This window comes from Listeria sp. MAN/IMW/UF555 (genome assembly GCF_058684075.1).
The window spans coordinates 1241464-1267804 of the sequence record NZ_JBZWZS010000001.1 but is presented as its reverse complement, the minus strand read 5'-3'; the positions used below and the strand labels follow the sequence as shown (position 1 = coordinate 1267804).

Below are 26341 nucleotides of genomic sequence, written 5' to 3'. Positions count from 1 at the left end.
TTTCAATTAATCTTTTTCCACTTTAACTGGAAATTCCTTATGTTCAAAAAAGTAATCGGTTTCATTAGAATGTAATTGTAAGCAAGGCATTGAAAAAATACGGGGTGACGAAATGATAGTATCGGAAGAACAATTATTTTTAAATCAGCATCTAAGCACAAAAGAAGAAGTGCTAGCTTTTATTGCAGACAAGGCAGAAGAAATCGGTATCACAACAAATTCAGCTCAGGTGGAACGTGACTTATGGGCGCGCGAAAAAGAATACGCGACAGCAGTACAACAATTAATCGCCATTCCACATGCGAAAACAGAGGCAATATCGGAAGCGAAACTGCTTTTTATTCGCCTAGTTGAACCGATTGATTGGGATTCCAAAGAAGGCTTTAAAGCACAAGCTATTTTTGCGATATTAGTTCCAGCAAGCGAGGCAAGTCAGCAACATTTGAAAATTTTATCAAGTGTGGCTGTGAATTTACTAGAAGAAGCGTTTCAAGAACAAATTTTAACGATTCAAACGGAACATGAGCTAATGGATTACTTGAAAGATAATTTGGAAGGAGAATTGATATGAAAGTTGTAGGAGTTACGTCATGTATTGCAGGGCTTGCGCATACACCAATGGCAGCCAAAGCACTAGAAAAAGCCGGAGTGAAATTAGGACACGATGTCAAAATTGAGCAACAAGGAGCAATGGGCACTATCGATGAAATTACGCCAGCCGAAGTGAGCGCAGCAGATGTAGTTATCATCGCGGCGGATAAAGTAATCGACGGGGAAGACCGTTTCAAAGGAAAACCAGTCGTTCGTGTGAAAATTGGTCAATGTGTTGCGAACGGGGAAGCGGTGTTAAGTAAAGTAGTTGCAGCAATTGAAGCACGTAAACAAAAGGAGGCTAACTAAGTCATGAAAGGGAAATTAAACGAAGCAAAAGACCACTTAATGTCGGGTATATCTTACGCGCTACCAGTCATTATCGCAGGATCACTTGTTGTAGCTGTTGCAAAATTGATTGGAATTATCGGTGGCGTTACAAATTTAGATGCCTACGCAGATGCAAGCGGATTTTATCATTACGTTTACTTATTCCAAAATGTAGGTTGGGCGGCAATTGGTTTACTTAACTTAGTACTTGCGGGATATATTGCTTATTCGATCGCTGGAAAACCGGCTCTTGCTGCTGGTTTTGTCGGCGGGGTACTTGCTACTAGTACAAATGCTGGTTTCTTAGGTGCCGTGGTTGCTGGTTTCTTCGCTGGTTGGTTAACAAACTGGGTTAAAAAACATGTTCGTATCACTGGACCAGCTGCTAGTTCTTTACCACTAATTATTTTGCCACTTATTACAGTTGGTGCCACAGGGATACTGATGTCACTGATTCTCGGCGGACCACTTGGTTGGTTAAACCAAACGTTACTTGATTGGGTAACTGAAATGTGTAAAAACGATACAAACGTCATTATTCTCGCACTTATTTTAGGAGCAATGATTGGATTTGACCTTGGTGGACCGGTAAACAAAGCTGCTTGGATGGCTGGGAATGCGCTATTTATGAGTGGCATTTACCTACCTTCGATCATGATTAATGTCGCAATTTGTATTCCGCCACTTGGCTACGGAATCGCTACACTTTTACGCAAAAAGAATTATTCTACTACATTCAAAGAAGCTGGAAATGGTGCACTAATTATGGGACTGATTGGCGTTACAGAAGGTGCGATTCCATTTACACTACGTAGCCCTGGTAAATTAATTCCACTAAATGTGATTGCCTGTGCGATTGGTAGTGCAGTAACAATGGGACTTGGCGCTTATGTGAAAATGCCGCCGATTGGTGGAATGTATGGTTTCTTCACCATTGGTAACGGCTGGGCTTACTTAGTTGGTGGCTTGGTTGGTGCATTTATCATCGGAATCTGCGCTAACTTATTCGTGAATTTCACCGAAGAAGAAACAGCTGCTGCAGATGACGCTGTAGATGATATTGATATTAGTTTTGATGAAATAGAGATTAAATAATAGTTGGAGGATTTAATTAAAATGGCTAAAACGAAAGTACATGTAATTCCGCATTCACATTGGGATAGAGAATGGTATTTCACTTCAAGCCGTTCGACAATCTATTTAGTGAAGCATTTAAAAGAAGTGATTGAAACTTTAGAAGCGAAAGACGATTACCATTTTTACTTAATGGATGCCCAAAGTTCTTTAATAGAAGATTATTTACGCTACTGCCCCGAAGATAAAACTAGATTAGAAAAACTTATTGCTGAAAAACGGCTTATTACAGGGCCTTGGTATACACAAACGGACCAATTAGTCATTTCACAAGAATCAATCGTTAGAAACTTGCTGTATGGAACGAGAATCGCTCGCGAAATGGGACATAGTATGGCTGTCGGCTATGTCCCCGATGCATTCGGACAAGGCGGGAATATGCCGCAAATTTATAAAGAATTTGGGATTTCAAAGTTTCTATTTTGGCGCGGGGTTGCCGATAATCGCTTGAAACAAACCGAATTTATCTGGCGCGGTGATGATGGAACAGAAATGCTAGCAGAACAAATCCCATTCGGCTACTACTACGGAGCGAACATTCCGGAAAATGAAACAGAACTAAAAACGTATTTGGATGAGCAAATTGGCGCTCTAGAAGAAAAAGCATCCACGCCAAACGTATACTTCCCGAACGGCTTAGACCAAGCGCCAGTCAGAAAAAACTTACCAGAATTAGTTGCGAAATTTAATGAATTAGATTATTCGCGTGAATACCAAATCGCTTCTCCAGAAACATTTTTTGCTGATTTAGAAAAAGATGTAACTGATTTGCCAGTGATTGCTGGGGAATTAACAGAAGGTAAACATAGCCGTCTGCACAAATCGATTTTCTCCACTCGGGCAGATTTAAAACAAGCAAATAATGAAATCGAAAACTTTTTAAGCAATGTGCTAGAGCCGGTTCTGTCGATAAGCTACTCACTTGGAAATCGCTATCCACATAATGAGCTCGCGGAAATTTGGAAATTGATGTTTGAAAATGCTGCGCACGATAGCATTGGCGGCTGTAACAGTGACACGACTAACCGTGACGTCAAACATCGCTATAAATTAGCTTCTGATTTAGCAACCAATTTACTCGATTTAAACATGCGTCTAATTAGCGAAAAAATCGCACAAAAACAACCATTCCAATTTACCGTTTTCAACCCACTGCCATACGAAAAAAGTGGCGTGATTAAAATGACCGCGTATATCCCAGAAGACAATTTCACCATAGAAGATACGCGAGGAAACGAGCTTGAATACACAATTCTAGAGAAAAAGGACTTAACGGAATATGTCTTAAATCAACATATTTATCTGAACCCAAGCAAACCAGTTTATTTACCAGAAAAAGTCTTTTTAGCAACGATGCTAGTAGATGTGAACAGCATTCCAGCGCTTGGATATGACACAATCTACTTTAATTTAGAAAAAGAAGTAGCTGAACAACAACCAAAACAATCTGCTGAAACAAAAATCGAAAATGAGTTTTACAAAATTCAGTTAGCAGATAATAATTCATTAACAATCCATGATAAGAAATCCGGCAGAACCTACACAGACCAAATGATTTTTGTGGAAAATGGTGATGACGGAGATTCCTACAATTATTCGCCGCCGCGTAAAGATCTATTAATTTCATCTAAAGAAGCGATAATAGATAGCGTAGAGACGAGTGTATCGGGTATTAACCAAGCTTTAACTATTTCCTTCAAGTTAAATGTACCGTATAATTTAGAAGAACGTGCGAATGGTGAAAAAACAAAAGAAATGACAATCAAAACGTTAATTTCTTTACGGAAAAACGAAGAGCTTATTCGCTTTGATGTGCAAGTTATCAACCAAGTACTGAGCCATCGTTTATGCGTCACTTTCGCAACTGAAATAGCTAGCAAATTTTCCACAGCTGACCAATTATTCGCCCCAATCAACCGTCCTGTACGACTGCCAGAAATGGACGTATGGGAAGCGGAAGAATGGCAAGAAGCACCAATTTCGATTGAAGCAATGCAAAGCTTCGTAAGTTTACATGATGAATCGCACGGGGTTGCCGTAATGACAGAAGGCGTGCGCGAATATGAAATCATTGGTGAAAATTATGATACGATTTCGCTAACATTATTCCGCACATTTAGTCATATGGGTAAAACGGATTTACTGTACCGTCCTGGCCGCGCTTCCGGTGAATCCATCGTTGAAACACCTGATGCTCAATTACTTGGCGAAATAAATGCCACATTTGCGCTAACCTTATTTGAAAGCTCTTTTGACGAAGCAAACATTGCGAAAAAAGCAAAAGAATACTTATCAAACCCACCAGTTTACCAAATGTCTGATTTTCTTAATGGTCGATTGATTTACGTATACCGCGACGAAGAAAAAACATTAGACAGCACGTATAGCTTGGGACTCCCAGTGATAGACGGGGCGATTATTAGCGCGGTGAAAAAAGCTGAGGATAGTGATGCCTTCATTACCCGCTTTTTCAACCCTTATTTACAAAAAGAAATTGCCATCCCAGAAATTTTCCAAGGCAAAGAACGCCACTTGGATGAAAGCAATGAAGCTGAAACAAAAACAACCTTAACACACGCTAAAGTGCAAACATATTTATTTGAAAAGTAAAGTTTAACTACCTCAAAAAGGAGCTGCTTATGATGGGATATTTCGCTTATAAACGTTTAGAAACACTATATGGCATGCTCCTTGATGCGGGTAGCCACCTGTCAGCTCAGAAACTCAGCCAAGATTTACATATTTCAGAACGAACAATCCGAACGGACATAGCCAAATTAACCGAATTCCTCAAAACAAACGGAGCAACTATTACACTAACTAGAGGAGCTGGTTATAAAATAGAAATCCTTGATTCTACTGCCTTTGAAGCATTTCAGGCCGAAAAAAATAAACCGAAAAATGCGGATTATTTTGACTTAGATAACCCGGAAGAACGCGTGAAATACGAGATATTCTTACTACTTTCTAGCGCTGATTATATTAAATTAGAAGATTTGGCAGACACCCTTTTTGCTAGCCGGGCGACGATCTCTAATGACATGAAACAGGTCCGAACAGTTATCGCATCTTATGATTTAACGCTCGTCTCAAAACCAGGATGCGGCGTGAAAATTGTTGGAGAAGAAGAAAAAATGCGCTACACACTAACGGCTCTGATTGCCTCAAAAAAAGCGCCAGAGTCCTACTTAGAAACATTTTTTGAGTGGCATAAACAAAAAGAGAAGTTGCAAAAGTTAATGTCAGCCGTGACGGATTATTTTTTTGCAACCAACATTCGTTTTACAGATGAAGCACTTCAAAATTTGCTCTTACATATGATGATTTTAGTAGAGCGAATTGAACTAGGGCATTCTTTAGAACAATTTGAGTTAACGGATGTTAGCGAAGAAGAAATCGCTATCGCAAATCATTTAGCTGGCATTCTAGCTTCTCTTTTTGAAATTGAAATCTCAGAAGGGGACAAAAACTATTTGCTTCTCCAAATTGCTAGTAAACGGATTTTGAATGTGGAAGATAAAGAAATTAGCGAATTCGATGATTATGCCTATATTGAAGGGATGTTAAATCGGATTGAATCGCAATATTTTTATCGTTTGCAAGATGATTTACAGCTAAAAAAAGATTTAATCGCACACATTCATTCCATGCTATATCGCGTGAAATATCATATGACTGTAAAAAATCCAATGACCGAGCATATCAAACGATACTACCCACTGGCTTACGAAATCACGCTAGATGCAGTGGAATCACTAAAAAAAGATTATCCATACGATATTAATCAAAATGAATTAGCTTATTTGGCGCTTCATATCGGTGCTTCATTGGAACGAAACTATCAAATATCCTATTATCGCCATAAATCAGCGCTCATTGTGTGCGGTTCGGGATTTGGAACTGCACGAATTGTGGAAGCGAAAGTAAAATCAGCCGTAAGTAATTTAGACATTACTAAAGTTGTTTCCATTCAAGAATATAATCGTTTTATTCATATTGAAGAAGATATTATTCTTTCCACCGTCAGAATTCCAGAAAAAAACAAACCAGTTATTAAAATCAGCAATATCCCAACGAACGAAGAATTGAAAATGCTTGGAGCGATTATCGAGGAGCAGACAGACCCTAATCGTGGCTTTTTATCTTCCTTCTTTGACGCTGCGTTTTTTGCAAGAAGTACGCTTACTAATAAGACGGCGATTTTGGAAGAGATGGTTGAGTCACTAAAAAGCAAAAATATTGTTGGCGACGAGTTTTTGAATTCTGTAATAGAAAGGGAACGGCTCGGTTCAACGGTACTCGGAACTGGAATCGCCATCCCGCATCCTCTAGGCTTAATGGCTAAAGAGACGAAAATCGTCATCAGAATTTTAGATAATCCGATTAAATGGGATCAAAAACAATCTGTTCACGCTGTCTTTTTATTATGTATTAGTAAAAATGATTATGAAGAAGCAATCAATATTTATGAATTACTTGTGGAATTAGTTCGCGAAGAGTACGGCGAAAAACTTGCGGCTTTACAAAGTTTTACGGATTTTACTAGTTTAGCGAACGATATTTTAAAGAAAAAGTAAAAGCTACCTCCTTTTTATCAAGGAAGTAGCTTTTTTGATGAAGTTTTAGTGAACTTTTTGATTTTACCATTTGGTCAAAGGCGATTTCATGGTACACTAGTAAGGAGAATAATTATACAGATGGAGGATTTAATGAATAGACAAACAGAATTTATTTTGCTTATAATAGGCGCTTCTTTTAGTATCATCACTTTTTTTGCAGCAGCATTATATGCACTGGTTTTTGGATTTAGCGCAATTGTTTTATCGGGTTCACCAACGACTTATGGTGGTTCTGAAGAAATGATTATGTCTTGGATATTTACTTTCTTTTCTATTATTGCTGTGATTTTTACAGTAGCATCAGCTGTTTTTGGATTTATTGGAGCTTTTAAAATTAAAAATAACAGCTCTAAAGTAAAAACAATTGCTGTTTGTTTTATCGTTTTAGGAGGATTGCAAGTTTTTTCAATACAAGGTATTCTATTTTTAATCGCAGGAATTTTAACTCTTACAAAAAAGGAATACAAAACAAATTTTAGAGAAAATGAGGGGATAAAATGGGAATAGCAGTCTTCTTTCCAATATTTTTGATTTTTGCTATGTTTCTAGGACTCGCAGCAAAAGTGCTATTAGCTATTTGGATTTATAAAGATGCAGAACAACGCGGTATGAATGCGATTCTGTGGTGCCTATTAATGATTTTCATCAATGTAATTATTATTCTAGTTATTTATCTTATCGTTCGTACAAAAGGCGAGGTAATGAGAAAAAACTTAGGTCTACTTATTAGTGGAATTGGTGTAGCAGTAGTAAATACCTTTATCGTCATTATTGCCTGCATTTTCTTGCTATTTTTCGTAGCAAACGATGGTGGAATGCATAATATGATGAACGATTATAACTACGATTATGACAATGAATATCAATATGATATGGACAACTGGCAAGAATTTTAATAACATCTGTAAGAATCTGCTACCAAATATGGAGCAGATTCTTTTTATATTTACATAAAAGGGGTATAGACTATAAAAAAGTGAATCTCGACAAGGGGAATTGTTGAATGGATACGGTTATTTTAATAACGGTTATTATCGTTATAATGGGGTTAGCGTTTGATTTTATAAATGGGTTTCACGATATTGCAAATGCCGTTGCTACGAGTATTTCCACTAGAGCGTTAAAACCACGTGTGGCGATTGGGATTGCTGCTGTGATGAACTTTTTAGGAGCGATTTCTTTTACTGGAGTAGCCGAGTCGCTTACAAAGAGTATAGTGGATCCTTTTTCATTAAATAACGGAGAATTTGTGGTTTTATGTGGTTTAATTGCTGCGGTGATTTGGAATTTGATGACTTGGCTTGTGGGGATGCCGAGTAGTTCCTCGCACGCTCTTATTGGTGCGATAGCAGGTGCTTCTATTGCTTCTGCTAGTAGTTTTAGCGTGCTTAATTGGTCTGGATTTACAACGATTATTATCGCGTTAATAATTTCGCCAATCATTGGTTTTACAGTCGGCTATTTAATATATTCGCTGTTTAAAACCCTTTTTCATGATAAAAAACTTGGTAAAATGAATCGGCGTTTTCGTTTTATTCAAATTGGAACTGCTGCCGTTCAAGCATATTCTCACGGAACGAATGATGCCCAAAAAACAATGGGGATTATCACGCTAGCTTTAGTTGCAAGTGGACTTTTAAAAGAATCAGCTGGAATTCCATTTTGGGTTCAAGTTAGCTGTGCGGCTTCCATGGCGATTGGTTCATCTGTCGGTGGTTACCGGATAATCAAAACAGTTGGAACAAAGATTATGAAAATTACACCAGTAACAGGAGTAGCTTCGGATTTAAGTTCGCTTTCGGTAATCATGTCAGCTACTTTAATCCATTTACCAGTGAGTACAACGCAAGTAATCGATAGCTCCATTATGGGTGTTGGAACTGCTAATCATAAAAAAGAAGTAAACTGGCGTACCGGTAAAAATATGGTGGTCACCTGGTTCATCACGTTACCATTAGCTGGACTCTTAGCGGCAGTGGTATACTGGATATCAGCAGCCATTTTCTTATAATTAGGAGGAATTTAAATGAAAATAGAACATGTAGCTTTATGGACAAAAGATTTAGAAAAAATGAAACAATTTTATGTGACTTATTTTGGTGCAACAGCCAATGAGTTATACGAAAATAAAACAAAAGGCTTCAAATCCTATTTTCTCTCTTTTAAAAGTGGGGCAAGGCTGGAAATTATGAGCCGCATCGATGTTGCTGGAAAAAACACCGGCGAAAGTTTAGGCTGGGCACATATTGCGATCGCAACGGACTCAAAAGAAGCCGTGGATGAACTAACAGAAAAAATAAGACAAGCTGGTTTTAGTGTCGCTGGTGAGGCGAGAACAACTGGAGACGGCTACTATGAAAGTGTAGTTCTTGATCCAGAAGGCAATCGAATAGAAATCACTTGTTAGTACCTATTTGTCACTAACTTATTTATCATGTAGTATACAGTTATACATATTATTGATGAGGTGAATTTATGGATATTGTAACTAATAAAATTGTCGTAGAGAAATACAACTTTGAAACAACGATGGAAGAAAATCAACCGTTCGAAAACAAAATTGAATTAGAAGTCCATGAAGTAGAACCAGTTGATGGAAACGTAGAATTAATGGCTAAAGGTAAGATTTTTAAAATCACGATTCCGTTTTTACTAGTTCTTGAAAATTTCCGGATTGACGGTCGAATTAGCCGTATTATCCAGTTAAAAGACTTTTTTGGTCAATTTTCTGACTTAGAAGCAAAAGATGTGGAAGGTTTATCAAATCCACTAATTGATTATATTAAACGTCTTACTTACGATGTGACCGAAATTGCATTTGATGAGCCAGGGGTTAGTTTAGATTTTAATGCTAATCATAACGGCTAGATAGGAGAAGAAATGCGCCAATATATGAAAATGGTACGCCCATTTGATTTTGTAATTATCGTTGCACTGATTTTGGGTTCGTTTTTACCACTATTGTTATTTTCCGTTGCTGAGGCTAAAAATACCGGCGATGAAGTCGTAGCAATCATTTCACAAAATGGCAAAGTAATTCGGGAAATTCCGCTAACAGGTCATAAAGGAAATGAGCAATTTACGATTAAAGGAAAAGGCGCACAATATAATTTGATGGAAGTAGACGGCGAGCGAATTCGCATCAAAGAAGACAACAGCCCTGACCAAGTTGGTGTGAAAATGGGCTGGAAATCTAAAGCTGGTGACACCATTGTTTGTTTACCCCATAAAGTATTCGTGGAAATAAAATCAACACAGAAAGATAGCAAAGATCCTGATACAGATTTAATTGTGCCAAATTAGAAAAACAGCAAGCCCAGTATTTGGGGCTTGCTGTTTTTTATTTAATCAAGGAGTTCGATATATCCTTCTGTTCCATTTATTCGAATACGTGCGCCATCCTGTATAATTTTAGTGGCATTTTCGACACCAACAACAGCAGGGAGACCATATTCCCGAGCAATTACTGCACCATGTGTCATCAGCCCGCCAACCTCGGTGATAAGCCCTTTAATCGAAACAAACGCGGGAGTCCAGCTTGGATCGGTAAAAGCTGTAACTAAAATATCGCCATCTTCTAAATCAGCTTTTTCCATATTTAAAATAACGCGTGCCCGACCTTCAACCACACCCGATGAAACAGGCAGACCGAGAATCGTATTTTCCGGAAGGTTTTCGCGGTGATATTGCCCGCTAATCATTTCGCCGTCCGATGTAAGAATCCGCGGTGGCGTCAATTTTTCATAAGAAGCAAAATCGCTTTTTCTAGTATTAATAAGTTGATAATCAGCTTTATTTGTACGTACAACTTCGCGTAATTCCTCAAAATAAAGGAAATAAATATCTTCTTTTTCTGAGATAACGCCACTTCTCACAAGCTCTTCGCCAGCTCGGAGTAACGCGCGCTTATAAATAAAGTAACGATTAATCATTCCGTATTTTGGATACTCGCGATAGCCGATGAAATTACGTAAAGTATCGATTTTCGTTTTTGTTTCGGCTGCTTTTTCAGCCCCGTCTGGAAGCTCTGCCAACTGTTTTAAAAGGGTTTGTTCTTTTTCGCGCGCTTCTTTTTCGCCTTGTTCGAACTTGTGTTTACTTGCATTTGGTTCGAAATTTTTAATATTACTCAAAATTAATGGGACGAGCGCTAGCGGGTTTTCAATCCAGCGCGTTTTTGTTAAGTCGATTTCGCCGGCACAGCGCATTCCGTATTTTTCTAAATAGGCTTCAATTGCATGTTTTGCTTCTTTACCACCTTCTAAATGAGCTAAATCAGCTAAGAAATCTGGATTTTTAGTTTGTTCTAAATAGCTTCTAACAGCAGGATACGGTCGAATAGCATCGGCTACATCTAACAATTCTAAGCCCATCTGTGAAGTAATATTATTGGGTGCAGATTCCGAAAGTGTATCTGCTACATTTTTTTCACCAAGCCATTTGCTAATATGCTCGTTTAACCATGCAGAAGCGTCCATACCAGCCATAATTGCATCGATGCTTGTCTGGTTAAATAAAACGCTTTTAAGCTCCAGAAGGTCCTCTACAATGAAATCAAACAAGGCGGAACCTGATTTCGTTTTAATCGTCTCATTAAGTTGGTTAATGGATGCTTCACTATTTTTTACTAATTCAAAAACGACAGCGGGATCAGGAACATTTCGTACAGGTGGTTTGCCTGGTGCGGTCGCATGATTGGGTGTGTTTTCCACTGGTAATGGTGGCAAGAAATCTTTTTTATTAATAACTGTCAAAAGAGCATCTTTAATTAATGGGTCAGACGCGCCAAGTGTATTTACCATCATATCTCTTGAAGTGGGGGAGGATAGGCTTTGGGTAATATCCACGAATAATCTTCCACCAGCTGGATACATCGAAGCAGGGGTTGTCATTAAATAAAAGGAAAGACCAAGTGGCTTCATTGCATCAGTCATCATTTGTTGATGAGCCACAGATATATAGACCCGATTTCCTGGCTCGTCCACCTCAGGAACTGGATAAAGCGTAGTAATCGGACGACTTTGAACAATATAAAATCGCCCCTCAGCCAAACACCATTCAATATCTTGTGGTTTATTAAAATGAGCTTCTACGGTTCTGCCAAGTTTAGCTAAAGTTAAAATTTGTTCATCGGTTAATGTTTGAGCTGTTTGCTTGGATGGCTCCAGTGGCCTCGTTTCCGTTCCGCCTTCTTTTAACCCATATATGGCGATTTTTTTAGTGGCAATGATTTTATTTGTAATAGTATTTTCTTGGACGGTATAGGAATCTGCTGACACTAAACCGGAAACTAGAGCCTCAGCTAAGCCGAAACTTGCATCAATAGCTAGCGATTTTCGATTAGACGTGATTGGATCTGCGGTGAATAGGATGCCAGAAGCTTCAGGGAAAATCATTTCTTGAACAACTACAGCCAAATGCACCTTGCTATGTTCAAAATGGTTTTCGTTTCGGTAAATAATAGCACGCTCGGTAAATAAAGAAGCCCAGCATTTACTAATATGGCGCAGTATTTCATCTCTACCAATAATATTTAAATAAGTATCATGTTGCCCAGCAAAGGACGTATGAGGGAGGTCTTCGGCGGTAGCGCTAGAGCGAACAGCAAATGCCGCCTTTGCATCAATATTCATAATAGCAGCATCAATTTCAGCGCTGATTTCTGGAGCAATCGGGATATTTTGAATGAGTGTGCGAATCTTTGCGCTAATTTCACGAATGGCCGCTGTGTTTTCGTTTTCTTGGAGTGTGAGTTGTTCCAGGAGTTGCTTGAATTCATGGTTTTCTGCTACGGTTTCTTTGTATGCTTCGGTCGTAACGGAAAAACCGGCTGGTACGCGCACGCCTTGAATCTTTGCGCACTCGCTTAAATTCATTCCTTTGCCACCAACTAAGGCTTCATTTGTTTCGTTGGTTTCCTGAAATTTCAATACGTATGACGTCATTTCGTTCCCTCCCAAATTTTCGCAAAAATAAATTCTTGACTGTAAAGCGGCAATGTTATATAATTAAAGTAGGGATTGCTTTACGTAAGTCTATTTAAGCGATTATATCTTTATAAATTTACCATGAATCCAGCTATTTTTCAATTAAAAACCAATATAAAAAGCAAAATTTCTCGTATTAAGAAATTTTGCTTTTATTTTTATTGCTCGAATTTACATAGTGATAAGTTTCTAGATTTAGCTTCTGCAATGGTTACAGCTGTTTCGCCGTTTGAGTTGTTTAAACCGCGACAGTTTTGGTCGTAATGGTATTTTTTACCAGTTGCAGTGATATAAACCATTTCGCCTTGTTTATTACTTGTATCTGGTTTCGGAGCAGAGCGTTTTGCTTCAGCTCGCTTTGCCTCAGCAGCTTTCTTTTCGGCGGCAGCTTTCTCGGCAGCCGCTTTTGCATCGGCAGCTCTTTTTTCAGCGGCAGCTTTTTCATCTGCAATTCGTTTTTCTTCTGCGGCAACTCGTTCACGTTCTACTCGCTCTGCCTCAGCTTTTTCAGCAGCAACACGCTCGGCTTCTGCTTTATCAGCAAGCTTTTTCGTGTAACCGGGGCTCATTTCTAATGATAGTGTTTGTTCTTTCGTTTTTCCATCAATAGTAATAGAAAGAACAGCATCTTGGGCACGGTCAAGTTCATTTACACGAAGGCTGAATTTTCCGTCCTCGTCTGCGGTTGCAGTTGCATCTGGATTATCAATAAAATCTAGCGTTACTTCAGCACCAGGGTTTGTTTTTCCTTCGACAACAATAGCTCCGTCATCCGTTGTTTTAAAGGTCTTTTCTGCTTTTAAAAGTGGTTCAACTGTGACTTTCTTTGTTTTTTCTTCTTGCTTAGGTTTCTCTGTGGATGCTTCCTCTTTCTCGCTTGGCACAATAGCAGAGCCAATAAAAATAGCTAAAATCGAACTAATAATTACAATTTGCGTTTTTCTACGTGGCCATTTTTTCTTTCTAAAACTTATAAGCCCATAAATCAACACACCAATACCTACTAGAAACAGTATTGTCCCAAATCCCGTCATAAAAAACTCCCTCTCCCTTTTTTTGTCTAACGATTTATTATAGGCATAATGTGAGGTTGTGCACAAGAGGGTTTAAGTAAAAAAAACTATTTTTTTGTACGTTCTGCTAAGGCATTGCATAAAATTCCAATAAAAAGCATTGAAATCATAAAAATTGTCACAGATTTCATCCATATTATATTAGAAAAAAAGGTGCTGTTGAAATTAAAAAAAACCAAAACAGGACCGATAAATGCTAGTAATAAGCTAATTGGAATCAGATAAAAGGCAAGTTTGCCAAGTTCTTTTAAGTTGTTTTTAATAGCAATCATCCTCCTTTTTTAAGCTTTCAACAGGAGTATACTATAAAAAATGGCAAAAAAGAACCCTCTTGAATAATACAGATGATTGCTTTATGATGAAGGAAAGACAAGCGTTTTGGAGGTGCTTAAAGATGACGAAACCAATAGAAGAAATCGGCGCAGAGATTGGCGCTAAAACAGAAAAAGTTGCATGTAAAACTGGAGAAATTGCAGGAACTGTAGCTAAAGTTTCTATTTATGGTTCGATTTGGGCTGTAAAAACTGGGGTAAACAAGTCTCGTGCCTTTACTCGAGGATTTAAACAAGGTTGGTCTGGTAAATAATATAGATAGAAAAGGGAGAAAGTGAATTGTTAAGTTACTTATCGACGCTAAACCCGGTACTTTTAGCATTACTAGCAGGAATCTTCACCTGGGCTTGTACAGCAGCGGGAGCTTCACTCGTGTTTTTCTTTAAAAATTTAAATAAAAAATGGGGCAATGTAATGCTCGGATTTGCTGCTGGTGTTATGCTCGCAGCTAGTTTTTGGTCACTTCTTGCACCGGCAATCGAAATGAGCAAGGATTTAGGGAAATTTTCTTTTATGCCAGCTTTAGTCGGTTTTTTACTCGGGGGCATATTTTTGCGTGTCATTGATCGCATTATTCCTCACTTGCATTTTGGATTTCCCGAACAAGCAAAAGAAGGTCCTAAAACATCACTTCGAAAAAGTATTTTGCTAGTGCTTTCGATTACGATTCATAATATTCCAGAAGGCGCGGCTGTTGGTGTGGCTTTTGGGGCTGTCATAACTGGTGATACGGAAACGCTTATTACTGCTATTGTATTAGCACTTGGAATCGGTATTCAAAATTTTCCAGAGGGAGCAGCTGTTTCGATTCCATTACGCGGGGAAGGTTTATCAAGAGGGAAGAGCTTTTGGTACGGACAGTTATCTGCAGTAGTTGAGCCGATTTTTGCCGTTATCGGTGCTGTTTTAGTTGTTTTTGTTACACCTATCCTGCCATTTGCGCTTGCATTTGCCGCTGGAGCGATGATTTTCGTGATTGTGGAAGAGCTAATACCTGAATCTCAAGTGGAAGGTTCAGCCGATTTAGCAACGGCTGCAACTATGGCTGGTTTTGCAGTTATGATGGTTTTAGACGTAGCTTTAGGATAAATAATAACCTGCCGTAGAAACGTTATTTAATATTTGCGAAATACGTTTTTTTACGGTAGAATAAATAGTGAAATATTTCACAATATGCTAGTTCTCAGGGGTAATCCTGTAACTATAAATTGGACACGGAAAAAAGCTCCCACTTTATCCGTGTCTTTTTTGTAACAAATGTTACGATTCTGTTGGTTCTATTTTCCTATTTTAGTACAAAAACTAGAAACTTGTTTTTTTTCATGTATAATTGTTTTATACGAAAAACTGGGGAAGGTTTTTCTAAAGGTGAGGTGCATAATGTGAAAATAAGGTGGATTAAAGTTTCACTAGTTACGATTCTCATTATTGCCGTGGTTTTTGTTGGTGTCATAGGGTTCCAAAAATACCAATTTTCAAAGTCGCGCAACAAAGTAATAATGCAGATGGACAGACTAATGAAAGACCAAGATGGAGGTAATTTTCGCCGCTTGGATAAGAAAGAGGATGGAGTAGAAATTATTTCTTATATTCCTAAAACTTCCACGAAACAAGACAACGAAATTATCCAGAAAGAAATTGAAAAGGCTAAATCTGCAGAAATAAAGAAATTAAACAGAGATAAAGATAAGCAAGGGATTATTTTTTACACTTATCAAAAGCAGAAAATGGCCGAGCAAGTAGTATCTTACAAAGCTGTCCAATCTGAGTACGTAAAAGAAGGTAAAACTAAATTTGTACTTAAGGACAAAAAAGATATTTGCAAAAACATTGTCACTGACGCCAAAACAGGCGCTCTGTTAACACTTGGGGATGTGTTAATAAAAAATGACGAAACAAAATTAAACTTAAAGACTGCAGCAGAGCAAGAACTTATTAAAACAGGGGACATTCCTTTAAAAGATGTTGGGAAACTCGGAGGAATAAAGAGCTTAGTGAAATGGGATCAAACTGATTTTGAACTTACTAACTCTGAACTAATTGTACTAGTTGAAGCACCAGGGATTTCTGGACCGAAAAAAGTAAATCTAAAACTTGCTGACATTGCTAGTTCTGTGAATAAACGTTACTTACCAAGCAGCGTAAAAGTCCCAGAAATACCAAAAGCAAAAACAAACAAACGTATTGCACTTACTTTTGATGATGGCCCAAGCGCTTCAGTAACACCAGGCGTACTAGATACATTGAAACGCTATGATGTAAAAGCGACATTCTTTGTACTTGGCTCTAGTGTTGTGCAAAATCCAGGTTTAGTAAAACGTGAATTAGATGAAGGGCACCAAGTTGGTAGTCACTCATGGGATCATCCACAGTTAACTAAACTATCGGAACAAGAAGTTTACAACCAGATTCTACAAACACAAAAAGTTGTTTTTGATCAAACAGGTTATTTTCCAACGACAATGCGTCCTCCTTATGGCGCAGTAAACAAAAAGGTTGCTGATGAAATTGGACTTCCGATTATTCAGTGGTCTGTTGATACAGAAGATTGGAAAAATAAAAACGCAAAAGTAGTTACTCAAAGAGTCCTTGCTGGTGCAACGGACGGAGCGATTGTGCTAATGCATGATATTCATAAAACAACTGCTGCGAGCTTAGATGAAACGTTGAAACAACTGAAAAGTCAAGGCTTCGAATTTGTAACTATTAACGAACTTTATGGCGAGAAATTGCAGATTGGTAAGCAATATTTCGATAAAACAGAGTCGAGAATGGTGAAGTAAAAGAAGAGTAGCTAAGATGAGTAATCATTTTAGCTATTTTTTTATATTTCATGTTAAGTTTCCTTTACGTAAGAGGATTTTTATTTTATACTAAGTGTAAACATATCTTTACATGGTGGTGGTTATTTGAAAGTTAGTAATAAAGTGAGGCAGTTGCGAGAAGAAAGAGCTATTGGCCAAAATGAGTTAGCTCTTGCATTAGAAGTTTCGCGACAAACAATCCATGCCATTGAAAAAGGGAAGTATAATCCTAGTTTAGAGCTGAGTTTGAAGATGGCGAGGTATTTTCATTTAACGATTGAAGAGATTTTTCAACTAGAGGAGGATTAGTATGAAACGATACATTATTAATCGAGGTATTACGGTAGTTGCAACAATTATATATATGTTTCCACTTCTAGGAATTATTAAAGGGGAAAAAATATTTGGGGATATCGTTACGCCAATTGTTATGATTATTACGGCTTTAATTGGGACACTAACTTCTATGTTCTTATTTGAAAATAAATCAAAGCGAGAATATGAGAAAGATAAACTAGAAAAAGATGAAAGATATGTCAACAATCGCAAAACGTTTTCTTATTATGCGCTTATCGTTTTAGCTTTGACGATACCAATTGTGTTGATTGTTCTTAATTTATATGGGATTGAACAAATCTCCATTTCGAGTTTGACAATCATTTTTCTTATCTTCTGTTTTGCATATATGATTGCGCTGGAAATTATCCGAAAAAAAGTATGATTTTAAGCAAAATAAAAAACATCCAACTTTTTCGTTGCATGTTGCCTAGCATTTACCAAATTTTGGTGACAATGCCATAAATACTATTACGTGTAATCCAACCATTCACGTGTTTGTGATTATTAGAAATTTGATATTGTTTGCCGCGAATTTTACTAATCTTATGTGTAAAAAAGCTGCCGCGAACTTTGCAAAATACAATGTCATTTACTTTGAGTTCTCTCGTGCCAATCGGTTCTAAACGAACAGGTTGCATCGATTTAATCAAAGGCAACATCGAATTTCCGCCTTCTTTATAACGCTCAATGGTTTCGCCACGTCTGAGTATTTCTACTGCATCAAGACTTCTCATAATTATGCTCCTTTCTTGTTGTTAGTGCCAGAATAACAAAATAGTAAAGTGAAGTCAACGAAATTTTTCGCTGATTTTTTTGTGGAGCGAAAAAACTTATAGTAACAAGCTCGGTAACAAATATGAAATTGATACTTCGGAATTTCCAATTATAGCCTATTTTAAAAGCAAAAAGCAATTCTGTTATAATAGAATAAAATCAACTTTAAAAAGGAGTTTAAACGGATGATTAGAGCGATTTCTGTAGATATGGACGGGACTTTTTTAGATGGAAATGGTGAATATAATCGCGCTAGATTTGAGAAGATTTATGCAGAATTAGTGAAGCGTGAGATTAAATTTATTGTTGCGAGTGGTAATCAATATTATCAGCTAAAATCATTTTTTCCTGGAAAGGATGAGGAACTTTTTTATGTGGCGGAAAATGGGGCGGTTATTTTTCATCAAGGGGAATTACTTAGTGTGAATCGTTTTGATGAAAGATTGGTTCAAAAGATTTTGCGGACGTTGATTCAAGAATATCAGGATTTGCAAGTGATACTTTGTGGTGTGAAGAGTGCGTATTTGTTAAAAGCTGCCGATCCGGATTTTAAAGCATTCGCGAAAAAGTATTATTTTGAGTTGCAAGAGGTGGATTCGTTCGATGTGCTTCCGGATGATACGTTTATTAAGTTCGCGCTTGATGTGGAAGTGGCTAAAACTGGGCAAATTGTGGAAGATCTGAACCAAACGTTTGCTGGGGAAATTCGCGCTGTGTCGAGCGGGCATGGGAGTATTGATATTATTATTCCGGGTGTGACGAAAGGGAGCGCGATTCAGCAACTATTGAATGAATGGCAAGTGGCGCCAGATGATTTACTCGCTTTTGGCGATGCGAATAATGATATCGAAATGTTGCAATTAACGTCGCATAGTTACGCGATGCAAGAAAGTAGCCCGGAAGTTCTTGCAACTGCAAATCATGTGGCTCCTTCTAATAAGGAAGCGGGCGTGTTACAAGTTATAGAAGATTATATGGAAAAAAGCCAAAGACCATGAAGTGGTCTTTGGCTTTTTTGGGGAGTGGTAAATGTGCCGATGTTTCGTAACGGTTATATACTAAATCAATTTACCAGTGTAGATTCTACAATATCTTTTCTGCGATAAACGTTCAGAATAAGGCCGAGTAGTGCAGCGTAAACTAGTAACATGCTTCCCCCGTAACTGATAAACGGCAGGGGGACTACCATGATTGGAACTATTCCAAGCCCCATAAGAATATTCCAAAAAGCTGGAACGGTAAATAATACAGCCCCTCCGATTGTTAATAATCTGCCGAATAAATCCTTTGTTTTAAAAGCGTTTAATGAAATCCGCAATATAAATACAAGCAGTAGTAGACAAAGGAAAATTCCGAATACCCAGCCAAAAGAGTAGACAAGGAATGGAAAGACAAAATCTGTGTGTGCTTCAGGGATTGTCAGATTGTTGTGAAGTCCCTTGCCGAACCAACCAGCCTGCGAAAGGATAGCTTTCACAGATATGAGATTATCAGAGAGATAACTACTAGAGAATTTAAGAATCATCGTACTAATGAAAATAACACCTACAAGCAAATTACCAAGCACTACTTTAATGGCAAATTGGTTACGACGATAATAAAAAATATACATCACTAATACACACAAAAAGTATATAATACTAAATACAAATTGGCTGAGTATAATGTAGAAAATAACTGGGAGCCAAAATAGGATTAGTAGACCTACTAGTTTTTTCCAACCTTTAAAGTCAGTAACTTTGGTGAAAATACCAGCCCACGCTATTAAGAATAAATATAAGCATATAGCTGGACCATTAATCATAATACCCCCGAAAGAAAGCCATATTCCTCCTCCAGTAAGCGTAGTACCAACAAAAAAAGATGTGAAAAACAGGATTAAAGCAGCGCCATAAAAATACATCCATAAATCTTTCAGTTTCCTATAATCAAAGAAAAGAAATCCAATCAGAGCAAGAATCGCAAGGGCGAGCCAGACGATTTGTTTTTTTATAAAGAAAGAATTAGGTGATACTACATCACTCATCAGTGGAAGAAAACCAATACCGGCAAGTAGGATAAATAACGCAATAAGGAGCCAATCCATTCTTGGTTTATGAAGCTGATTCATGTTTTTGCCAACAGTCGAGGGATCTCCCATTTCTTGCATCGCCTTTTTATCCGCATCTTCTAAGGATAATCCTCTCTTTTGAAAGGAGTGACTTAGCTCTTCTAAGTGATTACTAAGCTCTTTTTTAATCATACTGTGAGCTTGTTTGGATTTTACTTTAGCTATTACTTTACCTAAATATTCCTCAAATATAGCAGAACTCATAAAGAAGCCTCCTCAATTAAATTTTTTAGTAATCCGCGTTGTTTAGAGCCTCTATGTTCACAAGTAGCTACAAATTTTTTCCCTTTTGCAGTTAGAGAATAATATTTCTTATCTTCTATCCATTTTGATGAGAGGATTTTCTTATTTTCAAGTAGATGTAAAAGGGTATACAGCTGACCTTCATTGTTTTTGAAGCTAAGTTCATTTTTTTGAAATAGTTGGGTGGAAATCTCATAGCCATGCTTTGCTTCATCGTGCAGTGAATCTAAAATGTTTTTAAGCGTTTCTTCTTTCCAGTAGTGAAGTTCTAGGTGAGATTGCTTCTTCCGGATTGTTTCTTTTACTGCAGTTTTTCGCTCCTCGGAAAAAGAAAAACCCTCAAAATCTTTTTTTATAGAATCCTTTAAATTATAGAATGGATCATCCATGATTATACCTCCTTTTTCATCTTGGTTTTTAATAATTCTCTGGCGTGTTTTAACCTGGTTTTCAATGTATTGCTATTTACACCAGTAATTTTGCTGATATTCGCTAAAGAGAGTTCTTCGTAGTAATGTAAGAAAACAACTTCCCTGTATTTTACGGGTAAATCCATAACCGCGCTCATTAAGCTGCTTGCTACATCTTTTGCGATAATTTCTTCCTCAACGTGTTTTGACTTGGACGGGAGATAGTCCCAAATTTTATCACTGAAATTTAGTTTGCGATAATGCCAACTACCCAAGTAATCTTTGCAATGATTAATAGCAATTCGATATAGCCACGTTTTTATGGATGACTTGTTATTAAACTGACCTAGCTTTTCGTAGCATTTAATAAAGATCTCTTGCGTTAAATCTTCCGCTGTCGTTCGATTCTTTACATAAGAAAAAACTAGATGCAGTACATCATCGCTGTAGTTATCCATTAACTGGCTGATTATTTGTTCGGTATTTTCTATGCTATTAATATTAATTCCTATTTCTTCAAGTTCAGTCATTTAAGTTTCACCTTCTTCTGCAATATTAGACGAAGCAAGTATCATTTGGGTTTGGAAAAATTTTATTTATATCCCTAAAATAGCGATAGTCATCTTATAAAGTATTAACTATCTGTTGAAAATACGCAATAAAAAAAAGACTGTAGACAAAATGATTGCTCTACAGTCTTTGGCTTTTTCTATTTCAATAAACTAAGGAATACAACACCCACCATAATTAACAGTATGCCAGAAAGGATAAAAGTCCATTCCAGCGGGCTTTTTTTCTGTTTGAAAATGAGGATACCGCCGATTGTTGCGACGATAACGCAAGCTTGCGAAATCGAGAAGCTCGTTGCGACACCAAGTACAGCAGTTGCTAAGAACATGCCTAGATTGGCGATTGACCACGATAATCCGGTCATTAAGTTAAATGTAACATTTTTTCGGGAAATAGCCGTCTTTTTCGCTAAGTTAATACCAATGGCGCATGTCAGCATACCGATTGCTTGTGGTAAAATGATAGAAAAGCCAGTGACATCAAAAAGCTGGTTTGTCACTACGTAAAGCGTTAAAAAGAACGAAGATAGAATAACGATACCGTAGACATGAAATGAAACCGACTCCGTGATATGATTCCCGCGTTTTTGAAACCCGGTCATTACTACCCCAATCAAGATTAAAATTACTGCTACAACTCCGATGATAACAGCCGTAACCGTTTGCCATTCCCGGAAAACAAGAACTGCAAAAAGCGTTGCGCCAACGAGTTGTGTACCATTTGAAATCGGCATTGCCTTCGCGACACTAGAAGCCGCAATTCCTTTAAACTGCAGTAATTGCCCAAAACTCCAAAAGATACCCGAAATAAAACTCACTATAAAAGAAAGAACTGTTATTTCTGGCGATAAAATCCAGAACAAAATGAAAGCAAATAATAGCGCGCTAATCGAAGTCCCCAGTAGTTGTTCCTCGGGGGTGCTTTTTCGTAAGTTCGCAATTATCGGCATAAATCCCCACCCAAGAACAGGGAGTAACGCAATAAGATAAATAGACATAAATAAGCTTCCTTTCTAGGTTAGTGGTGCTAATTTAAATCTACCATTCTCCAAAATGAACAGCAATATCCCAAAATTACGGTATTCAATGCGGTAATTTTCGTAGTTTTCTGGGGATGAGTCTTTGTAATAGAATAAGCGTAGGGAAAGGAAAATTAAAAATGAAAGCGGTAACGAAAATGATTGCAAATCGCGAAAAAAATATCATTCAGTTTCTAATGAAGACAGGTCAAACACGTGTTGGAACTATCGCGAATCATCTCGGACTTTCAGAAAAAACAGTCTCAAATTCACTGAAGGAAATCGATGTTTTTCTAAAGGATTTTGATATGACAGTGGTCCGTAAACCAAAAATCGGTGTGTATATTGAAGGTGATAACAAGGCTTTTGCCGAAGTTAGCCGATTCCTAGATAACCAAGTCAGCCAAATCCCATCTACTAAAGAAGAGCGGGTTATCTACATTTTTAGTAAATTGCTTAAAGCAGACGACTATATCACAATTCATCAACTGGCTGACGAACTTTATATAAGTCGGAGCACGATTGAGAAAAACATGGTTGAAGTTACGAAAATGCTGGAAAAAGAAGGTATTACTTTGTATAAGAAACCTAGTAAGGGTATGAAACTCCTTATTAGTGAACGAGAAAAGCGCGCCTTAACATCGAAATTTATTAATAATTTTTGGGGCAATAATTGGTATTTAAAGCAAGAAGGCGAAAAGGTCCTCCAAGCTTTTGACACGATTAAAGCCGATGTCACCGGAATTTTTCCAGAAGAGGGCTTGAAAGAAATTATTGCGATTGTTCAAGAATTTAGTGAGCGACATGATTTTGCTTTTACCGATTATGCGTTTCAATCGATTGTCATTCACCTTGCGATTGCTGTAGAGCGTATTCGAGCAGGAGAGTATATCGAAAATGTTGAGAGCGACCCAATGAAAGATGTATTTGATTCGCAGCGAAACAATACGGAAATCCTCGTTAGTATGCTAGAAGACCGTTTGGATATTAAAATTCCAGCATTTGAAGTTGGCTATATTCAGTTGCATTTAACAGCAGCATATAACCAACAGCATGATGAGTTACTTGTAAGTGTTCGACCAAAAGAAGACGATGTGGCAGAATTTGTCAGCACGTGTTTAGCGGAAGGTAATTATGATAAGAGCTTACTTGATGACCTGACGACGCATATGAAATCAGCCATTAACCGCTTAAAACTTGGTATGCATTTTAAAAACCCGTACCTTAGCAAAATTAAGCAAAACTTTCCCCAAGCGTTTGAAGAAGCGCTATATTTTAAAGCTAAATTTGAACAAAAGTACGATGTGCAAGTGAACGAAGATGAAACGGCGTATATCGCGCTACATTTTGAGGCATACAAAGAAAGAAGTCGTTCTTTCCCCGACCAAATTCGAGTTGTACTTGTATGCAGTACCGGGCTTGGTTCATCACGATTACTTGCGGCGAGAATTAAAAAATATTTTCCAATGATTACGATTGAAAAAATATTATCCGTTCAGGCGTTAATGGAAACCGAAGTCGATGTGGATTTAGTCATCAGCACGATTTATCTCGAACTGGAAGATATTCCAAGTATTGTTGTTAGTCCAATGATGAGTAAAGCCGATTTACAACAGGTTGAAAGTCAAATCGAACGAACGAGACGCAAGAAAAAGAAACGCAGCCAACCATTTGTTGACTTGATTGAACCGAAAACTATTTTTGCAAAGCTAGATGTTGCAACGATGGAAGACGCAATCGCGCAAATTGGTGATAAGCTTGTGGATCTTGGTATTGCTAAATCAGGGATTGTTGAAAGTGCGCTAAAAAGAGAAGCGTTATCGTTCACTTCTTTTGAAGAAATGGCGACACCGCACGCAGATCCTGCACTTATTAATGAATCGCACATCGCTATTGCTACACTTAAAAAACCAGTGAAATGGGGCTTAGTCGAGGTTGATAAAATCTTTTTTATCGCTTTGACCGAACAAAATGGTATTAATTTAGATGCGATGTATGAACAATTTTATAAATATATTGATAATAAAAAATGGCTTGAGAAGCTGACACAACTAAAAAGTGCCGCAGAAATTTATGAGCATTTGTTAAAGGATGGGATGTAATGGAAGTAAAAGATATTTTAACAAAAGAATTAGTTGTCTTTGATTTAGAGGCGACGACCAAAGAAGCAGCGATTGAAGAAATGGCAGAACTGCTAGATGAACGTGGTATTTTAGCGGATAAAGCGACTTATGTCCGAGCAGTTTTGGATCGTGAAGCGCATTCAACTACTGGAATAGGTAATAACATTGCTATCCCACATGGAAAAAGTGAAAGTGTCACAAAATCGGCCATCGTTTTTGCAAGAACGAAAGAAATGATTGAGTGGGAATCACTGGATGACGAACCGGTAAACATGATTTTCTTACTGGCGATTACTGATTCCGACAAAACAGACGGACATTTGAAAATCCTTGCTGAAATCGCGACGAAACTAATGGACGATGATATTGTCGAAAGTTTAAAAAATACACGAGATAAAGAAGAAGTTATTCGAATTTTAAATGGAGGCGTAGTAGAGATATGAAACGTAAAATTATCGCAGTAACCGCATGTGCGACAGGAGTGGCGCACACATATATGGCAGCACAAGCACTTAAAAAAGGCGCGAAAAAAATGGGCAACCTTATTAAAGTAGAAACACAAGGCGCAACAGGAATTGAAAATGAACTAACTGAAAAAGATGTAAATATTGGCGAAGTAGTTATTTTCGCAGTGGATACAAAAGTGCGTAACAAAGAACGTTTTGACGGTAAAGTCGTGCTGGAAGTTCCAGTAAGCGCACCAATTAAAGATGCGGAAAAAGTAATCAACGCAGCTCTTGCGTTAATTGACGAAAAATAAGGAGGATCTACCATGTTCAGAAAAATTGGGAGTGAACTGAAAAAACACGTTTTAACAGGTATTTCATATATGATTCCGCTCGTTATTGCAGGCGCCGTTATTATGGCGATTGCGCGGGTTGGTGGTTCGTTTTTCGGAATTACAGATATTTGGGACGCGAAATACGCAGACAGTGCGAATAGTTTAATTTCACTACTGCATAGTTTAGATGGTTTTGGTGGCTTGGCGCTTGGAATGATGTTCCCGGTTATTGCAGCATTTATCGGGTATTCCATTTCGGACAAATTAGCACTGGCACCTGGTCTTGTTGGTGGTTTACTGGCACGTGATATTGGCGCTGGTTTCCTCGGAGCACTTGCAGCTGGTTTAATCGCTGGTTACACATGTCTTTTAATTAAAAAATATGTGAAATTACCAAAAGCAGCGGCTTCAATTGTACCAGTATTTTTAGTACCAGTTTTTGGCACACTTATTACCGTTCTTATTATTAATTATGTGGTTGGTATTCCTTTTGCTGACTTAAATACAGCTCTTGAAAATTGGCTTAATGGTATGTCTGGATCAAACCAAATTATGATGGCGGCTATTATTGGCGCGATGGTTGGTTTTGACTTAGGCGGACCAGTAAACAAAGCGGCTGTAACAACGGCGATGGCTCTTTTAACAAGTGGAATTTATGCACCAAATACAGCAGCACAAGTAGCAATCATCATCCCGCCACTTGGACTTGGTTTAGCTACATTAATTGCAAAACGTAAATACAATGCAGAAATGCGTGAAGCTGGGAAATCCTCGCTTATCATGGGACTTGTTGGGATTAGTGAAGGAGCAATTCCTTTCGCGGTAGAATCTCCACTGAAAGTTATTCCGGCTACAGTGCTTGGTTCTGCTGTCGGCGGTGCGCTAGCTGTAGGTCTTGGCGCAATTAACCAAGCGCCAATCAGTGGTTTTTATGGCTGGTTCACAGTTGAAAATTGGCCAGTTTATATTTTAGCGATTGCAGTTGGAACGTTAATCGTTGCGGGTATGTCAGTCGCTTTACGTAAATCGAGTGCTGGTGAGGAAATGGCTGGTTCAAGCTACGATGACGAAATTGACGAAGCAGAATGGGAAGCTTAAAAAA

Annotated in this window: 28 protein-coding genes; 21 read left to right on the top strand and 7 right to left on the bottom strand. The window is 37.9% G+C overall.

Translation table 11 applies throughout. The features are described from left to right. Positions 1 to 112 precede the first annotated feature (112 nt). The 11 genes from AC4PG8_RS06315 (at position 113) to AC4PG8_RS06265 (ending at position 9977) form a co-directional block, all read left to right on the top strand. Positions 113 to 571, top strand: coding sequence for a PTS sugar transporter subunit IIA (locus AC4PG8_RS06315; protein ID WP_003770368.1), 459 nt, complete (start codon positions 113 to 115; stop codon positions 569 to 571). Next, complete coding sequence (locus AC4PG8_RS06310) at positions 568 to 900, top strand: PTS fructose transporter subunit IIB (protein ID WP_003729043.1); 333 nt, start codon at positions 568 to 570, stop codon at positions 898 to 900. The genes AC4PG8_RS06315 and AC4PG8_RS06310 overlap by 4 nt, the downstream gene beginning before the upstream one ends. A gap of 3 nt (positions 901 to 903) precedes the next feature. Further along, positions 904 to 2016 carry a PTS fructose transporter subunit IIC gene (locus AC4PG8_RS06305; RefSeq protein ID WP_003723113.1) on the top strand — a complete coding sequence of 371 codons (1113 nt, stop codon included), beginning with the start codon at positions 904 to 906 and terminating at the stop codon, positions 2014 to 2016. A 21-nt stretch (positions 2017 to 2037) separates the two neighbouring features. Then, complete coding sequence (gene mngB, locus AC4PG8_RS06300) at positions 2038 to 4665, top strand: mannosylglycerate hydrolase (protein WP_492170162.1); 2628 nt, start codon at positions 2038 to 2040, stop codon at positions 4663 to 4665. Between the two features lie 32 nt (positions 4666 to 4697). After that, positions 4698 to 6632: a BglG family transcription antiterminator gene (locus tag AC4PG8_RS06295; RefSeq protein ID WP_492170211.1), complete on the top strand. Its 1935-nt coding sequence runs from the start codon at positions 4698 to 4700 to the stop codon at positions 6630 to 6632. A gap of 132 nt (positions 6633 to 6764) precedes the next feature. After that, a complete protein-coding gene (locus AC4PG8_RS06290; protein ID WP_033533551.1) occupies positions 6765 to 7181 on the top strand; it encodes a DUF4064 domain-containing protein in 417 nt (138 codons plus the stop codon). After that, complete coding sequence (locus AC4PG8_RS06285; protein ID WP_003770379.1) at positions 7172 to 7570, top strand: hypothetical protein; 399 nt, start codon at positions 7172 to 7174, stop codon at positions 7568 to 7570. The genes AC4PG8_RS06290 and AC4PG8_RS06285 overlap by 10 nt, the downstream gene beginning before the upstream one ends. Positions 7571 to 7677: 107 nt before the next feature. Then, positions 7678 to 8685, top strand: a complete 1008-nt coding sequence (locus AC4PG8_RS06280; RefSeq protein WP_003770381.1) for an inorganic phosphate transporter — start codon at positions 7678 to 7680, stop codon at positions 8683 to 8685. A 15-nt stretch (positions 8686 to 8700) separates the two neighbouring features. Next, on the top strand, positions 8701 to 9081 hold the full coding sequence (locus AC4PG8_RS06275; protein ID WP_010990405.1) for a VOC family protein: 381 nt from the start codon (positions 8701 to 8703) through the stop codon (positions 9079 to 9081). A 68-nt stretch (positions 9082 to 9149) separates the two neighbouring features. Beyond that, positions 9150 to 9542, top strand: coding sequence for a DUF1149 family protein (locus AC4PG8_RS06270; RefSeq protein ID WP_003760399.1), 393 nt, complete (start codon positions 9150 to 9152; stop codon positions 9540 to 9542). 12 nt (positions 9543 to 9554) lie between these two features. Further along, positions 9555 to 9977: a NusG domain II-containing protein gene (locus AC4PG8_RS06265; RefSeq protein ID WP_003760402.1), complete on the top strand. Its 423-nt coding sequence runs from the start codon at positions 9555 to 9557 to the stop codon at positions 9975 to 9977. A 41-nt stretch (positions 9978 to 10018) separates the two neighbouring features. On the opposite strand, the gene ppsA is transcribed toward AC4PG8_RS06265, so the two are convergent. After that, complete coding sequence (gene ppsA / locus AC4PG8_RS06260; RefSeq protein ID WP_492170161.1) at positions 10019 to 12619, bottom strand: phosphoenolpyruvate synthase; 2601 nt, start codon at positions 12617 to 12619, stop codon at positions 10019 to 10021. Between the two features lie 200 nt (positions 12620 to 12819). Then, on the bottom strand, positions 12820 to 13695 hold the full coding sequence (locus AC4PG8_RS06255; protein WP_185505432.1) for an Ig-like domain-containing protein: 876 nt from the start codon (positions 13693 to 13695) through the stop codon (positions 12820 to 12822). 433 nt (positions 13696 to 14128) lie between these two features. Here AC4PG8_RS06255 and AC4PG8_RS06250 point away from each other — a divergent pair, with 433 nt between their 5' ends. The 5 genes from AC4PG8_RS06250 to AC4PG8_RS06230 all read left to right on the top strand — a co-directional run bounded on the left by AC4PG8_RS06250 (position 14129) and on the right by AC4PG8_RS06230 (position 17592). Next, positions 14129 to 14320: a hypothetical protein gene (locus AC4PG8_RS06250; protein WP_160464273.1), complete on the top strand. Its 192-nt coding sequence runs from the start codon at positions 14129 to 14131 to the stop codon at positions 14318 to 14320. 26 nt (positions 14321 to 14346) lie between these two features. Continuing rightward, on the top strand, positions 14347 to 15156 hold the full coding sequence (locus AC4PG8_RS06245) for a ZIP family metal transporter (RefSeq protein WP_045553195.1): 810 nt from the start codon (positions 14347 to 14349) through the stop codon (positions 15154 to 15156). 293 nt (positions 15157 to 15449) lie between these two features. Further along, positions 15450 to 16850: a polysaccharide deacetylase family protein gene (locus AC4PG8_RS06240; RefSeq protein ID WP_492170160.1), complete on the top strand. Its 1401-nt coding sequence runs from the start codon at positions 15450 to 15452 to the stop codon at positions 16848 to 16850. Between the two features lie 126 nt (positions 16851 to 16976). After that, positions 16977 to 17180 carry a helix-turn-helix transcriptional regulator gene (locus tag AC4PG8_RS06235; RefSeq protein WP_003760414.1) on the top strand — a complete coding sequence of 68 codons (204 nt, stop codon included), beginning with the start codon at positions 16977 to 16979 and terminating at the stop codon, positions 17178 to 17180. A 1-nt stretch (position 17181) separates the two neighbouring features. Beyond that, on the top strand, positions 17182 to 17592 hold the full coding sequence (locus AC4PG8_RS06230; RefSeq protein ID WP_492170159.1) for a 2'-O-methyl transferase: 411 nt from the start codon (positions 17182 to 17184) through the stop codon (positions 17590 to 17592). A gap of 52 nt (positions 17593 to 17644) precedes the next feature. Here AC4PG8_RS06230 and AC4PG8_RS06225 read toward each other — a convergent pair whose 3' ends face one another. Then, the gene (locus tag AC4PG8_RS06225) at positions 17645 to 17944 is read right to left on the bottom strand and encodes a hypothetical protein (protein WP_003729029.1); all 300 of its coding nucleotides are present in this window, start codon (positions 17942 to 17944) and stop codon (positions 17645 to 17647) included. A 225-nt stretch (positions 17945 to 18169) separates the two neighbouring features. On the opposite strand from AC4PG8_RS06225, the gene AC4PG8_RS06220 reads away from it, so the two are divergent. After that, positions 18170 to 18982 (top strand): Cof-type HAD-IIB family hydrolase, encoded by an 813-nt coding sequence (locus tag AC4PG8_RS06220; protein ID WP_010990410.1) that lies wholly within the window; start codon positions 18170 to 18172, stop codon positions 18980 to 18982. A 65-nt stretch (positions 18983 to 19047) separates the two neighbouring features. On the opposite strand, the gene AC4PG8_RS06215 is transcribed toward AC4PG8_RS06220, so the two are convergent. From AC4PG8_RS06215 to AC4PG8_RS06200, 4 genes are all read right to left on the bottom strand, one after another. Further along, complete coding sequence (locus AC4PG8_RS06215) at positions 19048 to 20298, bottom strand: FtsW/RodA/SpoVE family cell cycle protein (protein WP_492170158.1); 1251 nt, start codon at positions 20296 to 20298, stop codon at positions 19048 to 19050. Further along, positions 20295 to 20726: a PadR family transcriptional regulator gene (locus AC4PG8_RS06210; RefSeq protein WP_010990412.1), complete on the bottom strand. Its 432-nt coding sequence runs from the start codon at positions 20724 to 20726 to the stop codon at positions 20295 to 20297. The genes AC4PG8_RS06215 and AC4PG8_RS06210 overlap by 4 nt, the downstream gene beginning before the upstream one ends. 2 nt (positions 20727 to 20728) lie before the next feature. Next, the gene (locus AC4PG8_RS06205; RefSeq protein ID WP_194320069.1) at positions 20729 to 21277 is read right to left on the bottom strand and encodes a sigma-70 family RNA polymerase sigma factor; all 549 of its coding nucleotides are present in this window, start codon (positions 21275 to 21277) and stop codon (positions 20729 to 20731) included. 179 nt (positions 21278 to 21456) lie between these two features. Continuing rightward, positions 21457 to 22314 (bottom strand): GRP family sugar transporter, encoded by an 858-nt coding sequence (locus tag AC4PG8_RS06200; RefSeq protein ID WP_185625691.1) that lies wholly within the window; start codon positions 22312 to 22314, stop codon positions 21457 to 21459. A gap of 161 nt (positions 22315 to 22475) precedes the next feature. On the opposite strand from AC4PG8_RS06200, the gene AC4PG8_RS06195 reads away from it, so the two are divergent. The 4 genes from AC4PG8_RS06195 to AC4PG8_RS06180 are packed head-to-tail and all read left to right on the top strand — an operon-like array spanning position 22476 to position 26337. Continuing rightward, positions 22476 to 24437: a BglG family transcription antiterminator gene (locus AC4PG8_RS06195; protein ID WP_492170157.1), complete on the top strand. Its 1962-nt coding sequence runs from the start codon at positions 22476 to 22478 to the stop codon at positions 24435 to 24437. Next, positions 24437 to 24901, top strand: coding sequence for a PTS sugar transporter subunit IIA (locus AC4PG8_RS06190; protein WP_185330543.1), 465 nt, complete (start codon positions 24437 to 24439; stop codon positions 24899 to 24901). The genes AC4PG8_RS06195 and AC4PG8_RS06190 overlap by 1 nt, the downstream gene beginning before the upstream one ends. Then, entirely contained in the window at positions 24898 to 25218 is a 321-nt protein-coding gene (locus AC4PG8_RS06185) for a PTS fructose transporter subunit IIB (protein WP_003722977.1), read from the top strand. Before AC4PG8_RS06190 ends, AC4PG8_RS06185 begins: the two co-directional genes overlap by 4 nt. A gap of 12 nt (positions 25219 to 25230) precedes the next feature. Continuing rightward, positions 25231 to 26337 (top strand): PTS fructose transporter subunit IIC, encoded by a 1107-nt coding sequence (locus AC4PG8_RS06180; RefSeq protein ID WP_003760429.1) that lies wholly within the window; start codon positions 25231 to 25233, stop codon positions 26335 to 26337. The last annotated feature ends 4 nt before the right edge of the window (positions 26338 to 26341 follow it).

What these genes read in the sequence shown, in the direction of transcription:
- AC4PG8_RS06265 (WP_003760402.1), top strand. Translation starts at nt 9,555, where the DNA reads ATGCGCCAATATATGAAAATGGTACGCCCATTTGATTTTGTAATTATC.
- AC4PG8_RS06220 (WP_010990410.1), top strand. Translation starts at nt 18,170, where the DNA reads ATGATTAGAGCGATTTCTGTAGATATGGACGGGACTTTTTTAGATGGA.
- AC4PG8_RS06275 (WP_010990405.1), top strand. Translation starts at nt 8,701, where the DNA reads ATGAAAATAGAACATGTAGCTTTATGGACAAAAGATTTAGAAAAAATG.
- AC4PG8_RS06200 (WP_185625691.1), bottom strand. Translation starts at nt 22,314, where the DNA reads ATGTCTATTTATCTTATTGCGTTACTCCCTGTTCTTGGGTGGGGATTT.
- AC4PG8_RS06315 (WP_003770368.1), top strand. Translation starts at nt 113, where the DNA reads ATGATAGTATCGGAAGAACAATTATTTTTAAATCAGCATCTAAGCACA.
- AC4PG8_RS06205 (WP_194320069.1), bottom strand. Translation starts at nt 21,277, where the DNA reads ATGACTGAACTTGAAGAAATAGGAATTAATATTAATAGCATAGAAAAT.
- AC4PG8_RS06280 (WP_003770381.1), top strand. Translation starts at nt 7,678, where the DNA reads ATGGATACGGTTATTTTAATAACGGTTATTATCGTTATAATGGGGTTA.
- AC4PG8_RS06180 (WP_003760429.1), top strand. Translation starts at nt 25,231, where the DNA reads ATGTTCAGAAAAATTGGGAGTGAACTGAAAAAACACGTTTTAACAGGT.
- AC4PG8_RS06185 (WP_003722977.1), top strand. Translation starts at nt 24,898, where the DNA reads ATGAAACGTAAAATTATCGCAGTAACCGCATGTGCGACAGGAGTGGCG.
- AC4PG8_RS06250 (WP_160464273.1), top strand. Translation starts at nt 14,129, where the DNA reads ATGACGAAACCAATAGAAGAAATCGGCGCAGAGATTGGCGCTAAAACA.
- AC4PG8_RS06190 (WP_185330543.1), top strand. Translation starts at nt 24,437, where the DNA reads ATGGAAGTAAAAGATATTTTAACAAAAGAATTAGTTGTCTTTGATTTA.
- AC4PG8_RS06290 (WP_033533551.1), top strand. Translation starts at nt 6,765, where the DNA reads ATGAATAGACAAACAGAATTTATTTTGCTTATAATAGGCGCTTCTTTT.
- AC4PG8_RS06270 (WP_003760399.1), top strand. Translation starts at nt 9,150, where the DNA reads ATGGATATTGTAACTAATAAAATTGTCGTAGAGAAATACAACTTTGAA.
- AC4PG8_RS06210 (WP_010990412.1), bottom strand. Translation starts at nt 20,726, where the DNA reads ATGGATGATCCATTCTATAATTTAAAGGATTCTATAAAAAAAGATTTT.
- mngB (WP_492170162.1), top strand. Translation starts at nt 2,038, where the DNA reads ATGGCTAAAACGAAAGTACATGTAATTCCGCATTCACATTGGGATAGA.
- AC4PG8_RS06255 (WP_185505432.1), bottom strand. Translation starts at nt 13,695, where the DNA reads ATGACGGGATTTGGGACAATACTGTTTCTAGTAGGTATTGGTGTGTTG.
- AC4PG8_RS06225 (WP_003729029.1), bottom strand. Translation starts at nt 17,944, where the DNA reads ATGAGAAGTCTTGATGCAGTAGAAATACTCAGACGTGGCGAAACCATT.
- AC4PG8_RS06230 (WP_492170159.1), top strand. Translation starts at nt 17,182, where the DNA reads ATGAAACGATACATTATTAATCGAGGTATTACGGTAGTTGCAACAATT.
- AC4PG8_RS06195 (WP_492170157.1), top strand. Translation starts at nt 22,476, where the DNA reads ATGAAAGCGGTAACGAAAATGATTGCAAATCGCGAAAAAAATATCATT.
- AC4PG8_RS06295 (WP_492170211.1), top strand. Translation starts at nt 4,698, where the DNA reads ATGGGATATTTCGCTTATAAACGTTTAGAAACACTATATGGCATGCTC.
- ppsA (WP_492170161.1), bottom strand. Translation starts at nt 12,619, where the DNA reads ATGACGTCATACGTATTGAAATTTCAGGAAACCAACGAAACAAATGAA.
- AC4PG8_RS06215 (WP_492170158.1), bottom strand. Translation starts at nt 20,298, where the DNA reads ATGAGTTCTGCTATATTTGAGGAATATTTAGGTAAAGTAATAGCTAAA.
- AC4PG8_RS06310 (WP_003729043.1), top strand. Translation starts at nt 568, where the DNA reads ATGAAAGTTGTAGGAGTTACGTCATGTATTGCAGGGCTTGCGCATACA.
- AC4PG8_RS06285 (WP_003770379.1), top strand. Translation starts at nt 7,172, where the DNA reads ATGGGAATAGCAGTCTTCTTTCCAATATTTTTGATTTTTGCTATGTTT.
- AC4PG8_RS06305 (WP_003723113.1), top strand. Translation starts at nt 904, where the DNA reads ATGAAAGGGAAATTAAACGAAGCAAAAGACCACTTAATGTCGGGTATA.